Origin of the sequence: Gluconobacter albidus (assembly GCF_002005485.1) — a bacterium.
GTDB lineage: Bacteria > Pseudomonadota > Alphaproteobacteria > Acetobacterales > Acetobacteraceae > Gluconobacter > Gluconobacter albidus.
The window spans coordinates 629,941-647,286 of record NZ_CP014689.1; the positions used below are offsets into that span (position 1 = coordinate 629,941).

The following is a 17,346-nucleotide window of genomic DNA, read 5'->3' on the forward strand; positions in this document are numbered from 1 at the left end:
GCTCAACGATTCTGAGCGTATTAAAGCCCGATATCGTTCCGGAAAATCTTGTCCTCCCACTGGATCGCAGACGCCCCTTCATAGGCCAGTTTTCTGGCGTCTTCCGGCGTTGCAGCTTTGGCGCAGACCGTCAGGACACGCCCGCCATCCGCCACCAGAACGCCATCTGCCAGTCTGGTTCCGGCATGGAAAATCGAAACGCCCGGAACGGCTTCCGCACGCTCGATCCCGCTGATCCGGCCCCCCTTTTTCGGAGCATCCGGATATCCGCTGGCGGCCAGAACCAGCGATATCGAATGTTCGTCCGAGAACTCGGCGGCTGCGTGTTCCAGATTGCCCTGTGCCAGTGCGGCAAGGATCGGCAGCAGGTCCGATTGCAGTCGGATCAGCAGGGCCTGCGCTTCGGGATCGCCAAAACGGACGTTATATTCGATCAGCTTGGGCCCTTCGTTCGTCAGCATCAGCCCTGCAAAGATCACACCCCGGAACGGCGTGCCACGACGGACCATCTCGGCCAGCATCGGTCTCACCATGATGTCGAGCGCTTTTTCCTGCATCTCGCGTCCGAACGCGGGGGGAGGCGAAATCGCCCCCATGCCGCCCGTGTTCGGACCGGTATCGCCATCGCCGAGACGCTTGTGATCGCGCGCGGCGCCGATGAGTACGGCCTTGTCGTCTGAGCAGAATGCGAAGAGCGAGACTTCCTCGCCCACCAGACATTCCTCGATTACGAGCGGCATGCCGAGCCTGCGAATGGCGTCTTCGGCCTCGTCCACGCTCTGTGCCACGACGACGCCCTTGCCCCCGGCCAGACCGTCCGCCTTGATGACGATAGGCGCCCCCCGACGACGCACGAATTCGATAGCCGGAGCCTCGTCTTCAAATCGTTCCCAGCGCGCGGTCGGAATGCCGGCTGCGTCTGCCACATCCTTCGTGAACGCCTTGCTGCCCTCCAGCAGGGCCGCCGCCTTCGTCGGACCGGCGCACGGAATGCCCGCTTCGGCACAGGCGTCTGCCAGCCCTGCCACCAGCGGCGCTTCCGGGCCGGGGACGATCAGGTCGATCTTCTGTTCCTGTGCGAACCGGACCAGGCCCGGAACGTCATCGGCTTTCAGTGGAACGAGCGTGGCAACGGACGCCATGCCCGGATTGCCCGGAGCCGCATAAAGAGCGGTCAGGCTCGGCGAGCGCGCAAGACATGTAGCCAGGGCATGTTCACGCCCTCCGGACCCGACCAGCAAAACGCGCATTCCGCTTATCCTTTATTATGCAATCATGGGCTTCGTTTGAGGGCGTGCGTAGCATAGACTGACGCCATGATGGAGAGTGATGGCGCGTCGATCCGCGGGAATGTGCCGCAATATTCGGTTTCCGAGATTTCCGGGGCGATCAAACGCACGCTGGAGAGTGGATTCGGGCGCGTGCGCGTGCGGGGCGAGATCACGGAACTCAAGCGCTATCCGTCCGGGCATATTTATCTTTCGCTCAAGGATGAAGGTGGCAAGATCGCGGGTGTGATCTGGCGCGGGAGTGTCTCGCGCCTCGGCATGGCTCCCGAAAACGGCAACGAGGTCATCGCAACCGGCCGCGTCTCGGCCTACGGCGAACGCTCCAGCTATCAGCTGGTCATCGACCGCATGGAGTTTGCGGGCGAGGGGGCTTTGCTCGCAAATATCGAGCGCCTGCGCCGCAAACTGCTTGAAGAAGGTCTGTTCGACCCCGAGCGCAAGAAAGCCATCCCGTTCCTGCCGTCTCTCGTCGGTGTCATCACGTCGCGGTCCGGCGCGGTGCTGCACGATATCATCACAACCGTCAGCCGCCGTTTCCCGCGGGACGTCCTCCTGTGGCCGGTTCCTGTGCAGGGCGAAGGGGCGGCAGCCCAGATTGCTGCCGCCATCGAAGGCATGTCCGTGCGTCGTCCGCGCACGCCGGATGTGCTGATCGTTGCGCGTGGGGGCGGGTCTCTCGAAGACCTCATGGCGTTCAACGACGAGCGCGTCCTGCGCTCCGTTGCGGCCTGTCCCATTCCTGTCATTTCGGCAGTCGGGCATGAGACCGACACGACGCTGATTGACCTTGTCTCGGACCGTCGGGCGCCCACCCCGACCGCCGCCGCCGAAATGGCCGTGCCGCTGCGCTCGGAAATGGTCACGGACATGGCGCATCGCAATGCGCGTCTGACGGGTGCGCTCACCCGTATCATCCAGACGGCGCGTGCACGGCTGGATCAGGCCGCTGCCCGTCTGCCGGACCTGCCGGGACTGCTGGATTCCGCCCGGATGCGTCTGGATGATCGTGGTCAGCGGCTCGATCTGGCGTTGCCGTCTTTCGTCATGCGCATCCGCAACCGGCTTGATGCGCCGGGCATGCATCTGCCATCGCCGGAGCTTCTGATCGGGCGCAGTCAGGCACGTCTGCAGGCCCTGCGTCTGCCTGCGCCAGAACTTCTCGTCAGCCGTGCACGAGCCCGCCTGAACGGGCCAGTCACACATCTGCCGAACCCCGAACTGCTGATCGAACGCCGCCGTGCCGCCCTGCGGATGGTTTCCAGCGGTCTGGACGCCTCATGGCAGCGTTCGCTCCAGACTTTCCATCTGCGCACCGAACGCCAGCGCCTGTCGCCGGATGTTCTCAGAAGCGCCATCCGCCTTCAGAAAATGAGGCTTCACGGGCTGGGCAGCCATCTTGAAGCCGTGTCGCCCCGGGCTATTCTCAGCCGCGGTTATGTGCTTGTGCAGGATGTAAATGGTCAACCCGTTACGAGTGCGGAAGCCCGGCCTGTTGCCGATCGCGTCGTTCTGTCTTTCGCGGATGGAGACCGTGGCGCAAAACTGGACAGCCTGTCGCCGCAGGGCGATCTTGGGCTTTAATCTTTCACCCATCTGATCTGCGATCCGGAGTCTGCATGCGTTCGTTCTGGTTGAGTCTCGTTACCCTGCCACTGCTTGCAGCCTGCGCTGAACAGCCCACGGCCCCCGCGCGCCCTGCTGCCCCGGCGTCGCAGGCCAAGATCCCGCCGCAGGATTTCGCGCCGGGTCTGGCGGAAGAGGCCCCCGAGGACGGCAAGAAGAAGCTGTTCAACGATCCGTCCGCGCCGCTGAACACACCGCTCTGCGGCACAGCGCTACAGGAACAGGCGCGGGCTGGTGCGGCGCTGTATCCGCAAAGTCTGGCCAGCACGAGTTCCTGTCCGCGCAATGCCTGTTTCCAGCCGCTGACTGGCACCTATATCGCGGCAACCGGGGCGCAGAGCGTCTGCCGCTAACTGGAGCGCCGCGTTTCAGCAGGACAAAGAAAAAGGCCGGTCAGGATTTCCTGACCGGCCTTTTTTATGGCTGTGGAAAGTGCTGACGGATCAGCGCTTCCACCATCCTGCACGACGCTTCGCCGGAGCGACTTCATCAATGTTTACCGGCTGAAGGATGTTTCCATCCTCGGCCGGAGCCTCGGCAGCGGCGGTCTTTGGCGCGCGACGGGTCCGGCTGCGCTTCGGCTTGGCAGTCTCTTCCGCTGCGACTTCAGCCGGAGCCGGCGCAGCTTCGGGGGCGGCTTCAGCCGGGGCTTCAGTAGCCACGGCCTCCGCCTTCGGAGTGCGCCGGGTCCGGGTCCGACGGGGCTTGGGAGCCTCTTCGGCCACAGGCTCTTCGACAGCCGGAGCAGGAGCGACTTCCACTACAGGCGCGGCTTCCGTCACCGTTTCGGCAGGAGCAGCATCTGCAGCCTTGGCACGGGCCGGGCGACGTCCGCGACCACGGCGGGGCTTGGGAGCCTCTTCCGTTGCCGGAACTTCCGCTGCTCGCTCTTCCACGGCAACAGCCGTTTCGACAGCCGGGACATGTTCGATCACGACGTCCGTGGGCAGGCTGATCCCGGTCTGAAGGGCCTGTGTCGTCCCTTCAAATTCCGCCTGCTCAATCACGTCGAAGATGTCGAAGCTGCCGCCGAACGGATCAGCAGGCGTAGGGCCCGTGTAGCGATGCTGGGCGGGACGCTCCTCGCGTTCCTCCCGGCGACGCGGATTGCGCGCTGCGGGAGCTGGTGCGGCAGGGCGTGGTGTCGGTGCGGGGCGCCGTGGCGCTACGTCACGGGTTTCGGCCATGGGTTCTGCACGCGGCGCTTCAGAGCCCTCGGCTTCCTTGACGATGCGCTTGAAGCGGGTGCGACGGCGGCCCGGAATGATGCCGTTTTCGTCGGCAGTGTCCGAGGCGGGGGTCTCACGTTCCTCGGGCGCATGGACGTTATGGTCCTGCGGTGCGTCCGCTGCGACGTCTCCGTTCTGCTCGCGACGGCCACCACGGCGGCGGCGGCGGCGGCGGCGACGACCATCGTTGCTGTCTTCCTGGCCTTCCGACGGCACAACATCTTCAATGACTTCCGCATCGACGACCGGCGTTTCCACCCGCAGGGCGACGGGGGCCTGTTCTTCGATGATCTCGATCGTGCGGACGCTTTCCGGCGCACGCTCCACGGCGCGTTCCGTCCGTTCCGGAGCGCGGGCCTGTGCCGGAGCCGCTGTCTGGGTTTTCAGGCGCTCGATCCGCATATCTGCGGCAGCGAGGTTTTCTTCCGTACGGAAGATGACCTGCATCCGATGATGGCGCTCGATGTCAGCCAGCCAGGAGCGCTTGTGGTTGAGGATATAGAGGGCAATCTCGGAGCCCACATAGACTTCGATTTCGGCTGAACGCTGGCGTGCGCCTTCCTCGTCGATTGCACGCAGGACGTGCAGGGCCGAGCTTTCCGTCCCACGGATGAAGCCGGTACCCTGACAGTGCGGGCAGGGCGTGAGGACGGATTCCGCAATGGACGGGCGCAGGCGCTGGCGGGACATTTCCAGTAGACCGAAATGGGAAATATGCCCGACCTGGATGCGCGCACGGTCGGAACGCAGGGCCTCCTTGAGGCGCTTTTCCACCTGAGCATTGTGGCGGCGGCTTTCCATGTCGATGAAGTCGATCACGACCAGACCGGCCAGATCACGCAGACGGAGCTGGCGACCCACTTCCTCGGCGGCTTCGAGGTTCGTGCGCAGGGCCGTTTCCTCAATGTTGCGCTGCGAGGTGGACTTGCCGGAATTCACGTCGATGGCGACGAGGGCTTCCGTCTGGTTGATGACCAGATAGCCACCGGACGGCAGACGGGCCGTCGGCGAGAACATGGCGTCCAGATGGCCTTCGACATTGTAGCGCGCAAACAGGCTCTGCCCGCGGTTCTGCCACAGCTTGACCTTGTTGGCGTTGCTGGGCATCAGCAGGCGCATGAACTCGCGCGCGTTCTTCCAGGCCGCTTCACCATCCACGAGGATGTCTTCGATATCCTTGGAAAACAGGTCGCGGATGACGCGCTTGATGAGGCTTGCTTCCTCATAGACCAGCGTCGGCGCGACCGAGGACAGGGCGTGGGAGCGGATATCGTCCCAGAGCTGGAGCAGGTATTCGCAGTCCCGCGTCACTTCCTGTGCCGGGCGACCGGCACCGGCGGTCCGGACGATCATTGCCATGGACTTCGGCAGGTCGAGTTCCGCGATCACATCGCGCAGGCGGCGGCGATCGGCATCGGAAGTGATCTTGCGCGAAACGCCACCGCCACGCAGGGCGTTCGGCATCAGGACACAATAGCGCCCGGCAAGGGAGATGTAGGTGGTCAGGGCTGCACCCTTGTTGCCACGCTCTTCCTTGACGACCTGCACCAGCAGCACCTGACGGCGGCGGATGACTTCCTGGATCTTGTAGTTGCGCAGGAAACGGGCCGTGCGGCGCGACGACGCGCTTTCCTCGCCCGTATCATGCTCGCCACCAACGGTTTCGGGCGCGCGACGGTCGTGGTTGTCGCCGTCTTCGTTATCGGCACCGTCTTCGGAAACCGTTTCGGTCTCGGCATCATCCGCCGCATCACCACGCTCGGCAATTTCTTCTTCCTGGAGCGCGATGAGCTTCTCGCGGTCTGCGACAGGAATCTGGAAATAGTCCGGGTGGATTTCGCTGAAGGCGAGGAAGCCGTGGCGGTTGCCGCCATATTCGACGAAAGCGGCCTGAAGGCTCGGCTCTACGCGAATGACCTTGGCAAGATAGATGTTGCCCTTGAGCTGCTTCTTGGTCGATGTCTCGACGTCGTAATCTTCGACGCGGTCACCATCCATGACCACAACACGCGTTTCTTCCGCGTGTGTGGTGTCGATGAGCATACGCTTGGTCATGGAACACTGAACTCCACGACGCTCCGCAATGGCTGCCTGGGCCGGGGGGAACGTCAGATTGTGTGGGGTGGAGGGAACGGCGCAGTCCGAACGCACAGCGACGGGACATGTTGGGTCCCGTTTCGCTGAGGTTGCTGGCTGCGAGCACGTTGAGTGACATTCGTCCCCTGAACAGACGGCCGGTCCGGAAATCCGGAGCCGGATGAAAAACCTGATCCGGACGGGCGTCTGGCCTGTACCGGAGTGACATATCACCAGTTCGATCCGGTCAGGACAGGGTACGGAAGGCTAGTCGCGCATCTGTCAAACGACGGGACGTCGTGGCGGGGACAGGAAAAGGCGGGAGCGGTACGGGAAAGGTTAAAGTCCGTAGCCGGTCGGACCGCACTTTACAGGTCCCTGTCGCACAGGATGACTGAAACTGCTGTCTGTGGCAAGTCCGGGTGCCCGGCGGGGAAAAGCGGCGTTTTTCATTTTTCCGTGGAAGAGGCCTGCGGAAGTCTTCTGCCATGTTCCTGACAGGGTTTCGTGCTGTATGGTTCTTTCGTCATTCACCGCTGCAACCGGGAAACAAGGGATGCTGACGCGACGCACACTGGCCAGTGGTCTTTTCGGTGGCCTTTCGGGAGTATCGCTGCTGGCGCCCCTGACGGCCTTCGGGCGTCACCCGGTTCATGGTCCGTTTCACGGAAAGCTGCACGCTCCTGCCGTTCATCGCGGAGCCGCACCGCCGAAACCTCTTGTGATGCTGGACCCCGGACATGGCGGCAAGGATCCCGGTGCTATCGGGATTTCAGGTACCTATGAAAAGCATATCGCCGAAGCCGCAGCCTCCGAACTGAGCCGCCAGCTTTTGGCTTCGGGACAGTACCGCGTCGCCATGACCCGCTCCGAAGACCGTTTCATTCCGCTTGAAGGGCGTGTCGAACTGGCACAGCGGCATCAGGCGCATCTCTTCATTTCCATGCACGCCGATGCCCTGCATGACAGGGATGTGCGGGGCGCGAGCGTCTATACGCTCTCGGGCGGTGCCTCGGACGCACAGACGGCGTCTCTCGCACGGACGGAGAACAGCGCCGATCGTTTCGCCGGACCGGCTTTTCATGGGATGTCGCCCGATGTGCAGCAGATCCTCGCCAGCCTCGTTTCGGAAGAAACGCGCCGGGGGTCGGCCCATATGGCGGCCAGTGTGGTGAATTCGTTCCGGAACAGGATCGGGCTCCTGACCCATCCCTCACGTCATGCGGCTTTCGTGGTTCTGAAATCTTCCGAAATTCCATCGGTCCTGGTTGAGATGGGGTTCATGTCGAACCGGCTGGATGAGGCCGCGCTGCGTCAGGGCGTCCATCGCACACAGGTCGCCAGCGCCATGAAAACCGCCATAGACCGTTATTTTGCAACGCATGCCGGCGTGATGACGGGCTGATCCGCTTTTTGCGCAGGGGAGGCTTTATGCTCATGCGGGTTGCGTATGACGCAAGAATCGGTCATTTAACGCGCCTATGATGTTTCTTTCGGTCCTCTCGCTTCGACTTATTGGCCCCTGAACGCCTTATCCTAGGCGGACAGCGCTCCGTTGCGTTCAGGGGATAACAGACAGAAAGCCACCCTGAACCAGACGAGACGATCTCCATCATGACTTTCCAGCACCCGTCCTTCGGCAATATCGCCGACGACCGCGTCATCATTTTCGACACCACGCTGCGCGACGGCGAACAGTCCCCCGGATTTTCGATGAATATCGAAGAGAAGCTCCGCATGGCCCATGCGCTGAGCGCTCTCGGCGTGGACGTGATTGAAGCCGGGTTCCCCGTGGCGTCCGAAGGCGATTTCGAGAGTGTGCGCCGGATTGCCGAGGATGTCCGTGGATCGGTAATCTGCGGTCTGGCCCGCAGTGGTGGCAAGCGGGATATCGAATCCTGTGGCGAGGCCCTGAAGAAGGCCGAGCGTTCGCGGATCCACAACTTCATTTCCACGTCCCCGCTGCACATGAAGTACAAGCTGCGGATGGAGCCGGAAACGGTGCTGGAAATCATCGCGTCCGGCAACCAGAAGGCCCGTCAGTACACGGATGACGTTGAATGGTCGGCCGAGGACGGCTCCCGGACCGATCCGGACTTCCTGTGCCGCTGCGTGGAAATGGCGATCCGCAATGGTGCAAACACGATCAACATCCCCGATACGGTCGGCTTCGCCACGCCGGAAGAAATGCGTGCGATCTTCACCATGCTGCGTGAGCGCGTTCCGGGTGCGGATCAGGTGATTTTCTCCGCACATAACCACAATGATCTGGGGCTCGGCGTCGCCAACACGCTCGCTTCCGTCGAGGGTGGGGCGCGTCAGATCGAGTGCACGATCAACGGTATCGGCGAACGTGCAGGCAATGCCGCGCTCGAAGAAATCGTCATGGCGCTGCGGACCCGTCACGATCAGTATGGCAAGACGACCGGTATTGAGACGACGAAGCTGCTGGGCATGTCCCGTATGCTGGCGACGATCACGGGCTTTGACGTGCAGCCGAACAAGGCCATCGTCGGACGTAATGCGTTCGCGCATGAAAGCGGCATCCATCAGGACGGGATCCTGAAGAACGCCGCGACCTATGAAATCATGACGCCGGAAAGCGTAGGCTGGAACAAGACCTCGCTGGTCATGGGCAAGCATTCCGGCCGTGCGGCATTCCGCGACAAGCTGGCGCAGCTCGGTTATCCGCCGCTGGAAGACGATGCCCTGAACGCCGCTTTTGCGCGCTTCAAGGATCTGGCCGACAGCAAGAAAGTCGTGTTCGACGACGATATCCGCGCACTTGTGGATGACGAGAGCCGCGATCACGAGCGGGTTCACCTGATCTCGCTGGAACTGGCTTCTGGCACGAAGCAGAAGTCCCAGGCCAAGCTCGAAATCAGCGTGGACGGCGCCATCCAGTATGCTGCGGTCAGTGGCAACGGTCCGGTCGATGCAGCCTTCCGCGCCATTGGCGAAGCGTTTCCGCATACGGCTGAACTCGCGCTGTTCTCGGTGGCCAACGTCACGGAAGGCACAGATGCACAGGCGCGTACGACCGTGCGGTTACAGGAAAACGGCAAGCTCGTGGACGGGCAGGGCGCTGATGCCGATACGGTGGTCTCTGCGGTCCGTGCGTATATTCATGCACTGAACAAGCTCCTGACCAAGCGCGAGCGTCGGGAGCCGGAAGCACTGTCCTGATCCGTCCGGGGCGACATTGTTTCAGTCAGCGGGCATGCGGAGGATTTCTGCATGCCCGTTTTTTTATGAATAGCGATTATAAACGATATAAAATAGTTTATATAAGAAGTAGACAAATATAACACGAACGGTATGGTTTTCTTATCTGGCCGGACAAGGAACCCTCATGCCGCATTCATGGCTTTACACGCTTTCAGGACTGCTGGTGGGCTTTCTGGTCGGAATGACCGGCGTAGGCGGTGGCTCCCTGATGACCCCACTGCTGATCCTGTTATTCGGCGTCAAGCCGCAGTCGGCGGTCGGCACGGACCTGCTCTATGCCGCCATTACCAAGATCTTCGGTACGGCGCTCAATCGCCATCACGGCGTTGTACGCTGGAGAATCGTTCTTCTTCAGATGGCAGGAAGTCTTCCAGCCGGTCTGCTGTGTCTCATCTTCCTGCGTCATTTCGGTCCGAGCCCGTTCGTTTCGAAACTGATTACCGAAGTGCTGGGTGTGGCACTCCTGCTGACGGTGCCTGCCATCTTGTTCAAGCCGAAGCTTCAGAAATGGTCAGCCAATGCAGGAACCCTTCGTCCACAGACGGTCGATGCGCTAACGGTTGTGCTTGGTATCGTTCTGGGAACGCTGGTCACGTTGTCTTCCGTGGGGGCCGGGGCGATCGGCATGGCCGCTCTGACAGTGCTCTATCCGCGTGTCAGTACGCGGGAGCTCGTGGCGACGGATATTGCGCATGCCGTGCCGCTGGCACTTCTGGCCGGTGGCGGACACTGGCTTCAGGGCGCGGTCGATTCCGTTGTGCTCGTGGAACTGCTGATGGGGTCCATTCCCGGAATTCTGCTTGGAACGCTTCTGGCGGGACGGCTGCCAGAGGATGCGCAGAGATGGTTTCTGGGCATCCTTCTGGCAATTATCGGCCTGAGAATGATCTGAGGCCGATGGGTCGGGGTGGTGTTACGGCTTAGTAGCCGTAACCGCCCTGATAGTTCTGGGGCTGCTGCTGGTAGCCGCTCTGCTGTGAATATCCGCTGTTGGGCGGGTAGCTGTTGTTCGGATATCCGTTGGGATACTGGGGTTGCTGGCAGTTTGTGTTCGGCGGGCACTGGTACTGCGGCTGCATGTACTGGCCCTGCTGCTGCGGGTAAGTGCCCTGCTGGTTGTTATAATAGCCCTGCTGCTGGCCATTGGAGTAGCCGCTCTGGTAGCCGGGGCGATTGGGCGTCGTCACCGCACCCGCGCCGGCACCCAGAACGCCGCCTGCCAGAGCGCCGATTGCCGCACCGCGGCCGCCACCTGCCAGCGCACCGATCGCAGCGCCCGTTCCGCCGCCCAGAAGGCCGCCGCCCAGTGCGCGTGAGCCAGGGTCGTAATTCCCTTCACATCCACCCAGAGCCATGATCGTGGCAAATGCTCCGACCAGCGCCGTGCAGCGCAGGCCAGTATGGGAAAAAGCGGTCCTCATAGTCCGAATCCTTGATCGTCTCTAACGGAGTGAGCGCTGCTTATAGCTCAATATCCGTTGCGTGGGCGGTTGGGGGTCGTTGCGGCGCCGACTGCCGCACCCGTGCCGCCGCCTGCCAGAGCGCCGATGAGCGCACCACGGCCACCCCCTGCCAGAGCGCCGATTGCTGCGCCACCGCCTGCGCCAATCAGTGCGCCGGACCCGGCGCGGGAGCCGCTGTCATACGGGCTGCCACAGCCGGTGAGGGCAACGCCACAGAGAGCCAGAGCTGCCAGAAAGCGGGGTGTTGTAAGGGTCTTCATGACAAAACATCCTGTTAGACGTTCCGGTCCGCGTTCCGGTAATCGGTTCGGAAGGAACGGTTTCGCACTTCTAGACACATACAACGTGACAGAAGGGTGGCAGGATCAGGGCGCACGATTATTTTTTTGCACGTCCCCGGACGGGATCCGGAAAATGGGATCTGGACGCCCCGATCCCGTCGCGCGCATTATATTGACTCTCCGGGCCTTGCTGAACCTGCCGCGTCTGGTTAAGTCCACCCGCGGGGAACCGCCCCGCAATCACGATACGCCATCTGTCACCCCACAGAGCCGCGCCAGGAGTTTTGGATGTTTTCTCGTCTGCTGGGTCTCATGTCTGCCGACATGGCCATCGACCTCGGCACTGCCAACACGCTCGTTTATGTCAAGGGTCGCGGCATTGTCCTTGATGAGCCCTCCGTTGTGGCGATCGCCGAAGTGCGTGGCAAGAAACAGGTTCTTGCGGTTGGCAATGAAGCCAAGCAGATGGTCGGCCGCACGCCGGGAAACATCACGGCCATCCGCCCGCTGCGCGACGGCGTGATCGCGGACTTTGAAGTCGCGGAAGAAATGATCAAGCATTTCATCCGCAAGGTTCATAACCGCCGTGCCTTCGCCAGCCCGCAGATTATCATCTGCGTGCCTTCCGGCGCTACAGCGGTGGAGCGTCGGGCCATTCAGGAAAGTGCGGAAAGCGCGGGCGCACGCAAGGTCATGCTGATCGAGGAGCCCATGGCGGCAGCCATCGGCGCTGGTCTTCCGGTGACGGAGCCATCGGGCAGCATGATCGTGGATATCGGCGGTGGCACGACGGAAGTTGCGGTCATTTCCCTTGGCGGCATTGTCTATGCCCGGTCCGCGCGCGTGGGCGGAGACAAGATGGACGAAGCCATCATCTCCTATATCCGCAAGACCTATAACCTTCTGGTCGGCGAAAGCTCGGCCGAGCGGATCAAGATCGAACTCGGCTCTGCCATGATGCCGGACGATCCCGCCAATCCCGACGGCCCCCTGACGGAGATCAAGGGCCGCGACCTTATCAACGGTGTGCCGCGTGAAGTGGTCGTCAGTCAGGCCCAGATCGCCGAGAGCCTGGCGGAACCCGTCATGCAGATCGTCGATGCCGTGACGACCGCGCTTGAAAACACGCCGCCCGAACTGGCCGCCGACATCGTGGACAAGGGCATCGTTCTCTCGGGTGGTGGTGCACTTCTGTATCGTCTGGACGAAGTGCTGCGTCTTTATACCGGTCTGCCCGTGACGGTTGCGGAGAACGCCCTGTCCTGCGTGGCACTCGGAACGGGGCGGGCGCTTGAGGAAATGCGTCGTCTGCGCAGTGTTCTAAGCAGCATGTACTGAGGACTGGCTGACGCCGGATGCTGTCCATCCATGCCCGGCAGGTGCTTGCAAAGGCCATCCTGCCTCTCCTGATCCTGTTGGCGGTCGGGCTTGTCCTTCTGGGACTGGTCCGGCGTCCGGCCGTTGATGGCGTGCGACTGATGGCGACGGACTTCATGGCCCCGGCCTATCATGGGCTGGTCTGGCCGCAGGAGCGTGTGGCCGTCTGGCTGACGGATCTGCGCGGTGCGACCGATCTGGCCAAAGAGAATTCTCGTCTGCGGGAAGAAAACCGCGCTCTGCGACACTGGTATGACGTCGCGGTCGCGCTGGCGGCGGAAAACGGGCGCCTGAAGAACAGCCTGCACTGGATTCCGCAGACCGTTCCCCAATACGTGACCGGACGCGTCACCCGTGACGATGGTGGCCCTTATTCGCGCGCGGTTCTTCTGGACGTCGGCAGCGGCCACCAGGTCCGGATCGGGGACGTTGCGCTTGATGCCGCCGGATTACTGGGCCGCGTGACGGAAGTCGGGCCGCATACGGTGCGCGTTCTGATGATCAATGATGATGCCAGCCGCATTCCCGTCACGCTGGCGTCCTCGCACGGGGATGCAATCATGGCCGGTGACGATACCGCCGCGCCGCGCCTGATCTTCTATCCGCAGGACCATCACCCCATTGAAGGCGAGCGCGTCGAGACGCGGGGCCAGAGCACGATGCCCGCCGGGCTGCCGGTCGGGACGGTACATTACAGCGCGCCGAACCGCCCGGTTGTGGTGCCGGATGCGGATCTGGACCGTCTCGATATCGTGCGCGTGTTCGATTATGGCGACGACGATTCGCAGGCGCCGGATGCGCCGGGCCGCGTGCGTGTGAAAAAACTGCCGCAAAATCCGCTCACTGGGCCGCTGCCGTTCTCATGGCTGCCCAACCTGCCGGACATGCCGGGACGGGGAGGGCAGTAAGCGTTATGGTTGCCGAAAACTCCACGCCCCATCTGCATTCCGCAGTTGAACCCAAACAGACCTTCCGTCGCGCCCTCGACATGTCCAGTCGGGCGGCCATGCCGTCGCTGTTCATCATGTTCAGCGCCCTCCTGCTGTCCGCGCCGTTTGGAATTCCCGGACAGGCGCAGCTTCAGTTTGGGATTGCGATGTGTACGGTCTGGTTCTGGGCCCATAGCCGTCCCCGCTCCATGCCGGCGCTTGCGGTCTTCCTGTGCGGGCTGGTTGTGGAAATTTTCAGTTTCGGACCACCGGGAACGGTGCTGCTGTCACTTCTGGTGATTTACGGTGTGGCGCATCACTGGCGCTATGGCCTGTCGCGTCTGGGATTTCTCATGGGGTGGCTGATTTTCAGCATTTTTGCTGTTCTGGCCTCCTTTTTCCAGTGGTCCCTCGTGTGCCTGCATGCGGTTGCACTTCTCTCTCCCGCACCTGGCCTCTTTCAGGCGGCGCTGACAATCGGTATCTATCCCAGCCTGACAGCACTGTTCGTCTGGGGACGCCGCACATTTGCCAATCCCGATCAGGCCTGACAGCGTCCTTCTGCGTGCCGCGCTGAAGGCTGTTTTCTTTTCCGGATCTGAATTCCTGCCCTGATGTTTTCCCGAAAGACCCCTTTCCGCTCGCGGATACGCCAAAAACGTCAGGCTGAGCCTGTGCGGTCAGGACGTGGCGTCTTCACGCGCCGCGCTCTGCTGGTCATGGCCGTGCAGGCCGGGGTTCTGGGTGTGCTGGGGCGGCGGCTGTATAATCTTCAGGTCGTGGATGGCGGCCATCTGCGACAGCTCGCCGAGCGCAATCGCACCAGCAAACGCCTTCTCGCCCCGGCCCGGGGCACGGTTCATGACCGTTTTGGCGTGGCTCTTGCAGACAACAAGGTCAGCTGGCGCGCGCTGCTGATGCCGGAAGAGACGACGGACATTCCGGCCGTCATCGAACGTTTCTCCCAGATCGTGCCTCTGGACGAGCATGACCGCGCGCGTATCGAGCGTGATCTGCGCCATGTCCATAAATATGTCCCCGTCACGCTGCATGAGTTCCTGTCCTGGGACGACATGGCGCGGATCGAACTGAACGCGCCCTCTTTGCCGGGTGTGCTGGTCGATGTCGGTTCGACGCGGCTGTATCCGTTCAAGGGACTGACCGCCCATATCGTGGGTTATGTTGCGCCTCCGAACGAAGAGGACGTGGCGAAGGACACGACGCTCTCCCTACCGGGAATGCGCGTCGGTCGCGCCGGGATCGAGCAGACGCAGGAAGCCTCGCTGCGTGGCGAACCGGGTTCCGTGGAGATGGAAGTCAACGCGGTCGGGCGCGTCATTGGCGAGATCGACCGCGTGGAAGGGCAGCAGGGCGAGGACGTGCGCCTGACGCTGGATTCCGTCCTGCAGCAGCAGGTGCTGGATCGTCTTGAAGACCGTGTGGCGAGTGCGGTCGTCATGGATTGTCGTAATGGCGAAGTGATGGCGATGGTCAGCACGCCGTCTTTTGATCCGTCCCTGTTCGATTCAGGCGTGAGTCATGCCCAGTGGAACGAATGGGCCAGTGATCCGCGCACGCCGCTCGTAGACAAGGCCGTATCCGGTCTTTATCCGCCCGGCTCGACCTTTAAGCCCGCCGTGGCGCTCGCAGCCCTCAAATCCGGTTCCGTTACGGCGCAGGACCGTTTCAACTGCCCCGGATATTACGATCTGGGTGGGGTGCGCTTCCATTGCTGGAACCGCTGGGGCCACGGCATGATCAACATGCGTGAGGGTCTGAAATTCTCCTGCGACGTCTATTTCTATGAAGTCGCGCGCCGTTGCGGCATGGACCCGATCAAGGCGGTTGGCAACACGATGGGGCTGGGCGTCAAACCGGAAATTGAATTGCCACATGTTCGTTCCGGTGTGATCCCGACGCCTGAATGGCGTCAGAAGCACGGCTTTCACTGGAATGGCGGCGATACGGTCAATGCGGGCATCGGGCAGGGGTTCGTCCAGGTCACCCCGCTGGAGCTTGCCACCTATACCTCCCGCATCGCTTCGGGCCGCAATGTTCAGCCGCATCTGCTGCGGGCGACCAATGACCAGATTTCCACAATGGCGTCCGCGGACGATGTGCCAAAGGTCGATCTGCCGCCGGAATTTCTGGATGTCGTGCGTGGCGGCATGTTTGCGGTCGTCAACGATCAGCACGGCACGGCCCCCAAGGCGCGGCTGGACCTGCCGGGGATCCAGATGGCCGGAAAAACAGGCTCGGCGCAGGTCCGGCGCGTCTCGCGTGCGCTGCGTGAGTCCGGGCATTTCAATTCCATGAACCTGCCGTGGGAATACCGTCCCCATGCGCTGTTCATCTGTTTTGCGCCTTACGACAACCCGAAATATGCCGTCGCGGTGGTCGTGGAACACGGCAATGCGGGCGCGGACGAAGCAGCCCCGCTCGCCAAACTCATCATGACCGATACCCTGCTGCGCGACCCGGCCAGTGACGTCCGCCCTGCTGCCCCTGGTATGGCCTCCAGCGTTGTCCCAAATGCTGCACCACCGCCCGCCGGAGCGGAAATGCCGTCCGCACCCGCGGAAACCGGCACTTCTGTTCCCACGGACCCTCCTGTTGCACAAACCCAGCGGGAACCGGGGGCAGCGCAATGAAGCGTAATGGTCTGAACACGTTCGGTTTTCTGAAATCCGACCGGCGCCTTCTGCGCGCGGAGCCTGATTTCAGGCCCATGGCGCGCCTGCTTCAGGTCAACTGGCTGTATGTCCTGTTGGTCTGTGTGCTGGCGGGCGTAGGCTATATCGCCCTCTATTCCGCAGGCGGCGGCTCGGCCAAGCCGTTTGCCGGGCCGCAGATGGTGCGGTTCGGCTTCGGCCTTGTCATGATGATTGCGGTCTCGCTCGTCAGTCCGCGCGTTCTGCGGATGGCGGCGGTTCCGGTCTATCTGCTCTCGGTCACGCTCCTCGCCCTTGTGTTGCGAATGGGCCATGTGGGGAAGGGGGCGGAGCGCTGGATCAATCTGGCGGGGATGCAGTTCCAGCCCTCCGAATTCGCCAAAATCGGCCTCGTCATAATGCTGGCGACCTGGTTTCACCGCATTGGCAACGAGCGGATGGGCAACCCGCTGCGCCTGATCCCGCCAGCGCTCCTGACATTGCTGCCGGTCCTTCTGGTGCTCAAGGAGCCCAACCTTGGAACGGCCACCATTATCGGCGTCATCGGGGCGACGATGTTCTTCGCGGCGGGAATGCGGCTGTGGCAGATCCTGCTGCTGGTGGCGCCGCTGCCTTTCATGGGAAAGCTGATCTACAGCCATCTGCATGACTACCAGAAGGCCCGGATCGACACCTTCCTGCACCCCGAACATGATCCGCTCGGCGCAGGCTACAACATCATCCAGTCCAAAATCGCCCTTGGTTCGGGCGGCATGTGGGGCGAGGGATACCTGCATGGCAGTCAGGGACAGCTGAATTTCCTGCCGGAAAAACAGACGGACTTCATCTTCACCATGATCGGAGAGGAATGGGGCTTCGTCGGCGGGGTTGCCGTCATCGCGCTGCTCGGAACGCTCGTCATGGGCGGAATGCTCATTGCGATCCGCAGCCGCAACCAGTTCGGGCGTTTGCTGGGTCTGGGCATCGCGATGGATTTCTTCCTGTATTGCGCCGTAAACCTGTCGATGGTCATGGGCGCCATTCCGGTCGGTGGTGTGCCGCTGCCGCTGATTTCCTACGGCGGCTCGGCGATGCTGACGATGATGTTCGGTTTCGGCCTGCTCATGTCCGCCTGGGTGCATCGTAACGAACGTGATCCGGGGACGGAAGACGATGAGGACTGAGCGCCTGCCTGCTTTT

General features: G+C 62.2%; 14 protein-coding genes. 10 read left to right on the plus strand and 4 right to left on the minus strand.

Annotated elements, in window-relative coordinates:
• Positions 1-20 precede the first annotated feature (20 nt).
• Positions 21-1,250: a phosphoribosylamine--glycine ligase gene (gene purD, locus A0U94_RS02745; RefSeq protein WP_077802370.1), complete on the minus strand. Its 1,230-nt coding sequence runs from the start codon at positions 1,248-1,250 to the stop codon at positions 21-23.
• A 66-nt stretch (positions 1,251-1,316) separates the two neighbouring features.
• Between purD and xseA the strand changes: the two genes are divergently transcribed.
• The gene (gene xseA, locus A0U94_RS02750; protein WP_077802371.1) at positions 1,317-2,870 is read left to right on the plus strand and encodes an exodeoxyribonuclease VII large subunit; all 1,554 of its coding nucleotides are present in this window, start codon (positions 1,317-1,319) and stop codon (positions 2,868-2,870) included.
• A gap of 35 nt (positions 2,871-2,905) precedes the next feature.
• Positions 2,906-3,265, plus strand: a complete 360-nt coding sequence (locus A0U94_RS02755) for a hypothetical protein (RefSeq protein WP_077802372.1) — start codon at positions 2,906-2,908, stop codon at positions 3,263-3,265.
• A 90-nt stretch (positions 3,266-3,355) separates the two neighbouring features.
• Here A0U94_RS02755 and A0U94_RS02760 read toward each other — a convergent pair whose 3' ends face one another.
• On the minus strand, positions 3,356-6,196 hold the full coding sequence (locus A0U94_RS02760; protein ID WP_077802373.1) for an Rne/Rng family ribonuclease: 2,841 nt from the start codon (positions 6,194-6,196) through the stop codon (positions 3,356-3,358).
• Positions 6,197-6,773: 577 nt separating this feature from the next.
• Between A0U94_RS02760 and A0U94_RS02765 the strand changes: the two genes are divergently transcribed.
• The 3 genes from A0U94_RS02765 (at position 6,774) to A0U94_RS02775 (ending at position 10,337) form a co-directional block, all read left to right on the plus strand.
• Entirely contained in the window at positions 6,774-7,622 is an 849-nt protein-coding gene (locus A0U94_RS02765; protein ID WP_244178053.1) for an N-acetylmuramoyl-L-alanine amidase family protein, read from the plus strand.
• A 209-nt stretch (positions 7,623-7,831) separates the two neighbouring features.
• A complete protein-coding gene (locus A0U94_RS02770) occupies positions 7,832-9,403 on the plus strand; it encodes a 2-isopropylmalate synthase (protein ID WP_062110709.1) in 1,572 nt (523 codons plus the stop codon).
• A gap of 166 nt (positions 9,404-9,569) precedes the next feature.
• The gene (locus tag A0U94_RS02775; RefSeq protein WP_077802375.1) at positions 9,570-10,337 is read left to right on the plus strand and encodes a sulfite exporter TauE/SafE family protein; all 768 of its coding nucleotides are present in this window, start codon (positions 9,570-9,572) and stop codon (positions 10,335-10,337) included.
• Between the two features lie 28 nt (positions 10,338-10,365).
• On the opposite strand, the gene A0U94_RS02780 is transcribed toward A0U94_RS02775, so the two are convergent.
• The gene (locus A0U94_RS02780; protein ID WP_062110707.1) at positions 10,366-10,866 is read right to left on the minus strand and encodes a hypothetical protein; all 501 of its coding nucleotides are present in this window, start codon (positions 10,864-10,866) and stop codon (positions 10,366-10,368) included.
• A 47-nt stretch (positions 10,867-10,913) separates the two neighbouring features.
• The gene (locus A0U94_RS02785) at positions 10,914-11,168 is read right to left on the minus strand and encodes a YMGG-like glycine zipper-containing protein (protein ID WP_062110705.1); all 255 of its coding nucleotides are present in this window, start codon (positions 11,166-11,168) and stop codon (positions 10,914-10,916) included.
• Between the two features lie 309 nt (positions 11,169-11,477).
• On the opposite strand from A0U94_RS02785, the gene A0U94_RS02790 reads away from it, so the two are divergent.
• The 5 genes from A0U94_RS02790 to rodA all read left to right on the plus strand — a co-directional run bounded on the left by A0U94_RS02790 (position 11,478) and on the right by rodA (position 17,330).
• Positions 11,478-12,527, plus strand: coding sequence for a rod shape-determining protein (locus A0U94_RS02790; RefSeq protein WP_062033912.1), 1,050 nt, complete (start codon positions 11,478-11,480; stop codon positions 12,525-12,527).
• 17 nt (positions 12,528-12,544) lie between these two features.
• Positions 12,545-13,474, plus strand: a complete 930-nt coding sequence (gene mreC / locus A0U94_RS02795; protein WP_062110702.1) for a rod shape-determining protein MreC — start codon at positions 12,545-12,547, stop codon at positions 13,472-13,474.
• A gap of 5 nt (positions 13,475-13,479) precedes the next feature.
• The gene (locus A0U94_RS02800; RefSeq protein WP_077802376.1) at positions 13,480-14,046 is read left to right on the plus strand and encodes a hypothetical protein; all 567 of its coding nucleotides are present in this window, start codon (positions 13,480-13,482) and stop codon (positions 14,044-14,046) included.
• A 63-nt stretch (positions 14,047-14,109) separates the two neighbouring features.
• Positions 14,110-16,146 carry a penicillin-binding protein 2 gene (mrdA, locus tag A0U94_RS02805; protein WP_244178054.1) on the plus strand — a complete coding sequence of 679 codons (2,037 nt, stop codon included), beginning with the start codon at positions 14,110-14,112 and terminating at the stop codon, positions 16,144-16,146.
• The gene (gene rodA, locus A0U94_RS02810; protein WP_077802377.1) at positions 16,143-17,330 is read left to right on the plus strand and encodes a rod shape-determining protein RodA; all 1,188 of its coding nucleotides are present in this window, start codon (positions 16,143-16,145) and stop codon (positions 17,328-17,330) included. The genes mrdA and rodA overlap by 4 nt, the downstream gene beginning before the upstream one ends.
• Positions 17,331-17,346: the final 16 nt, after the last annotated feature.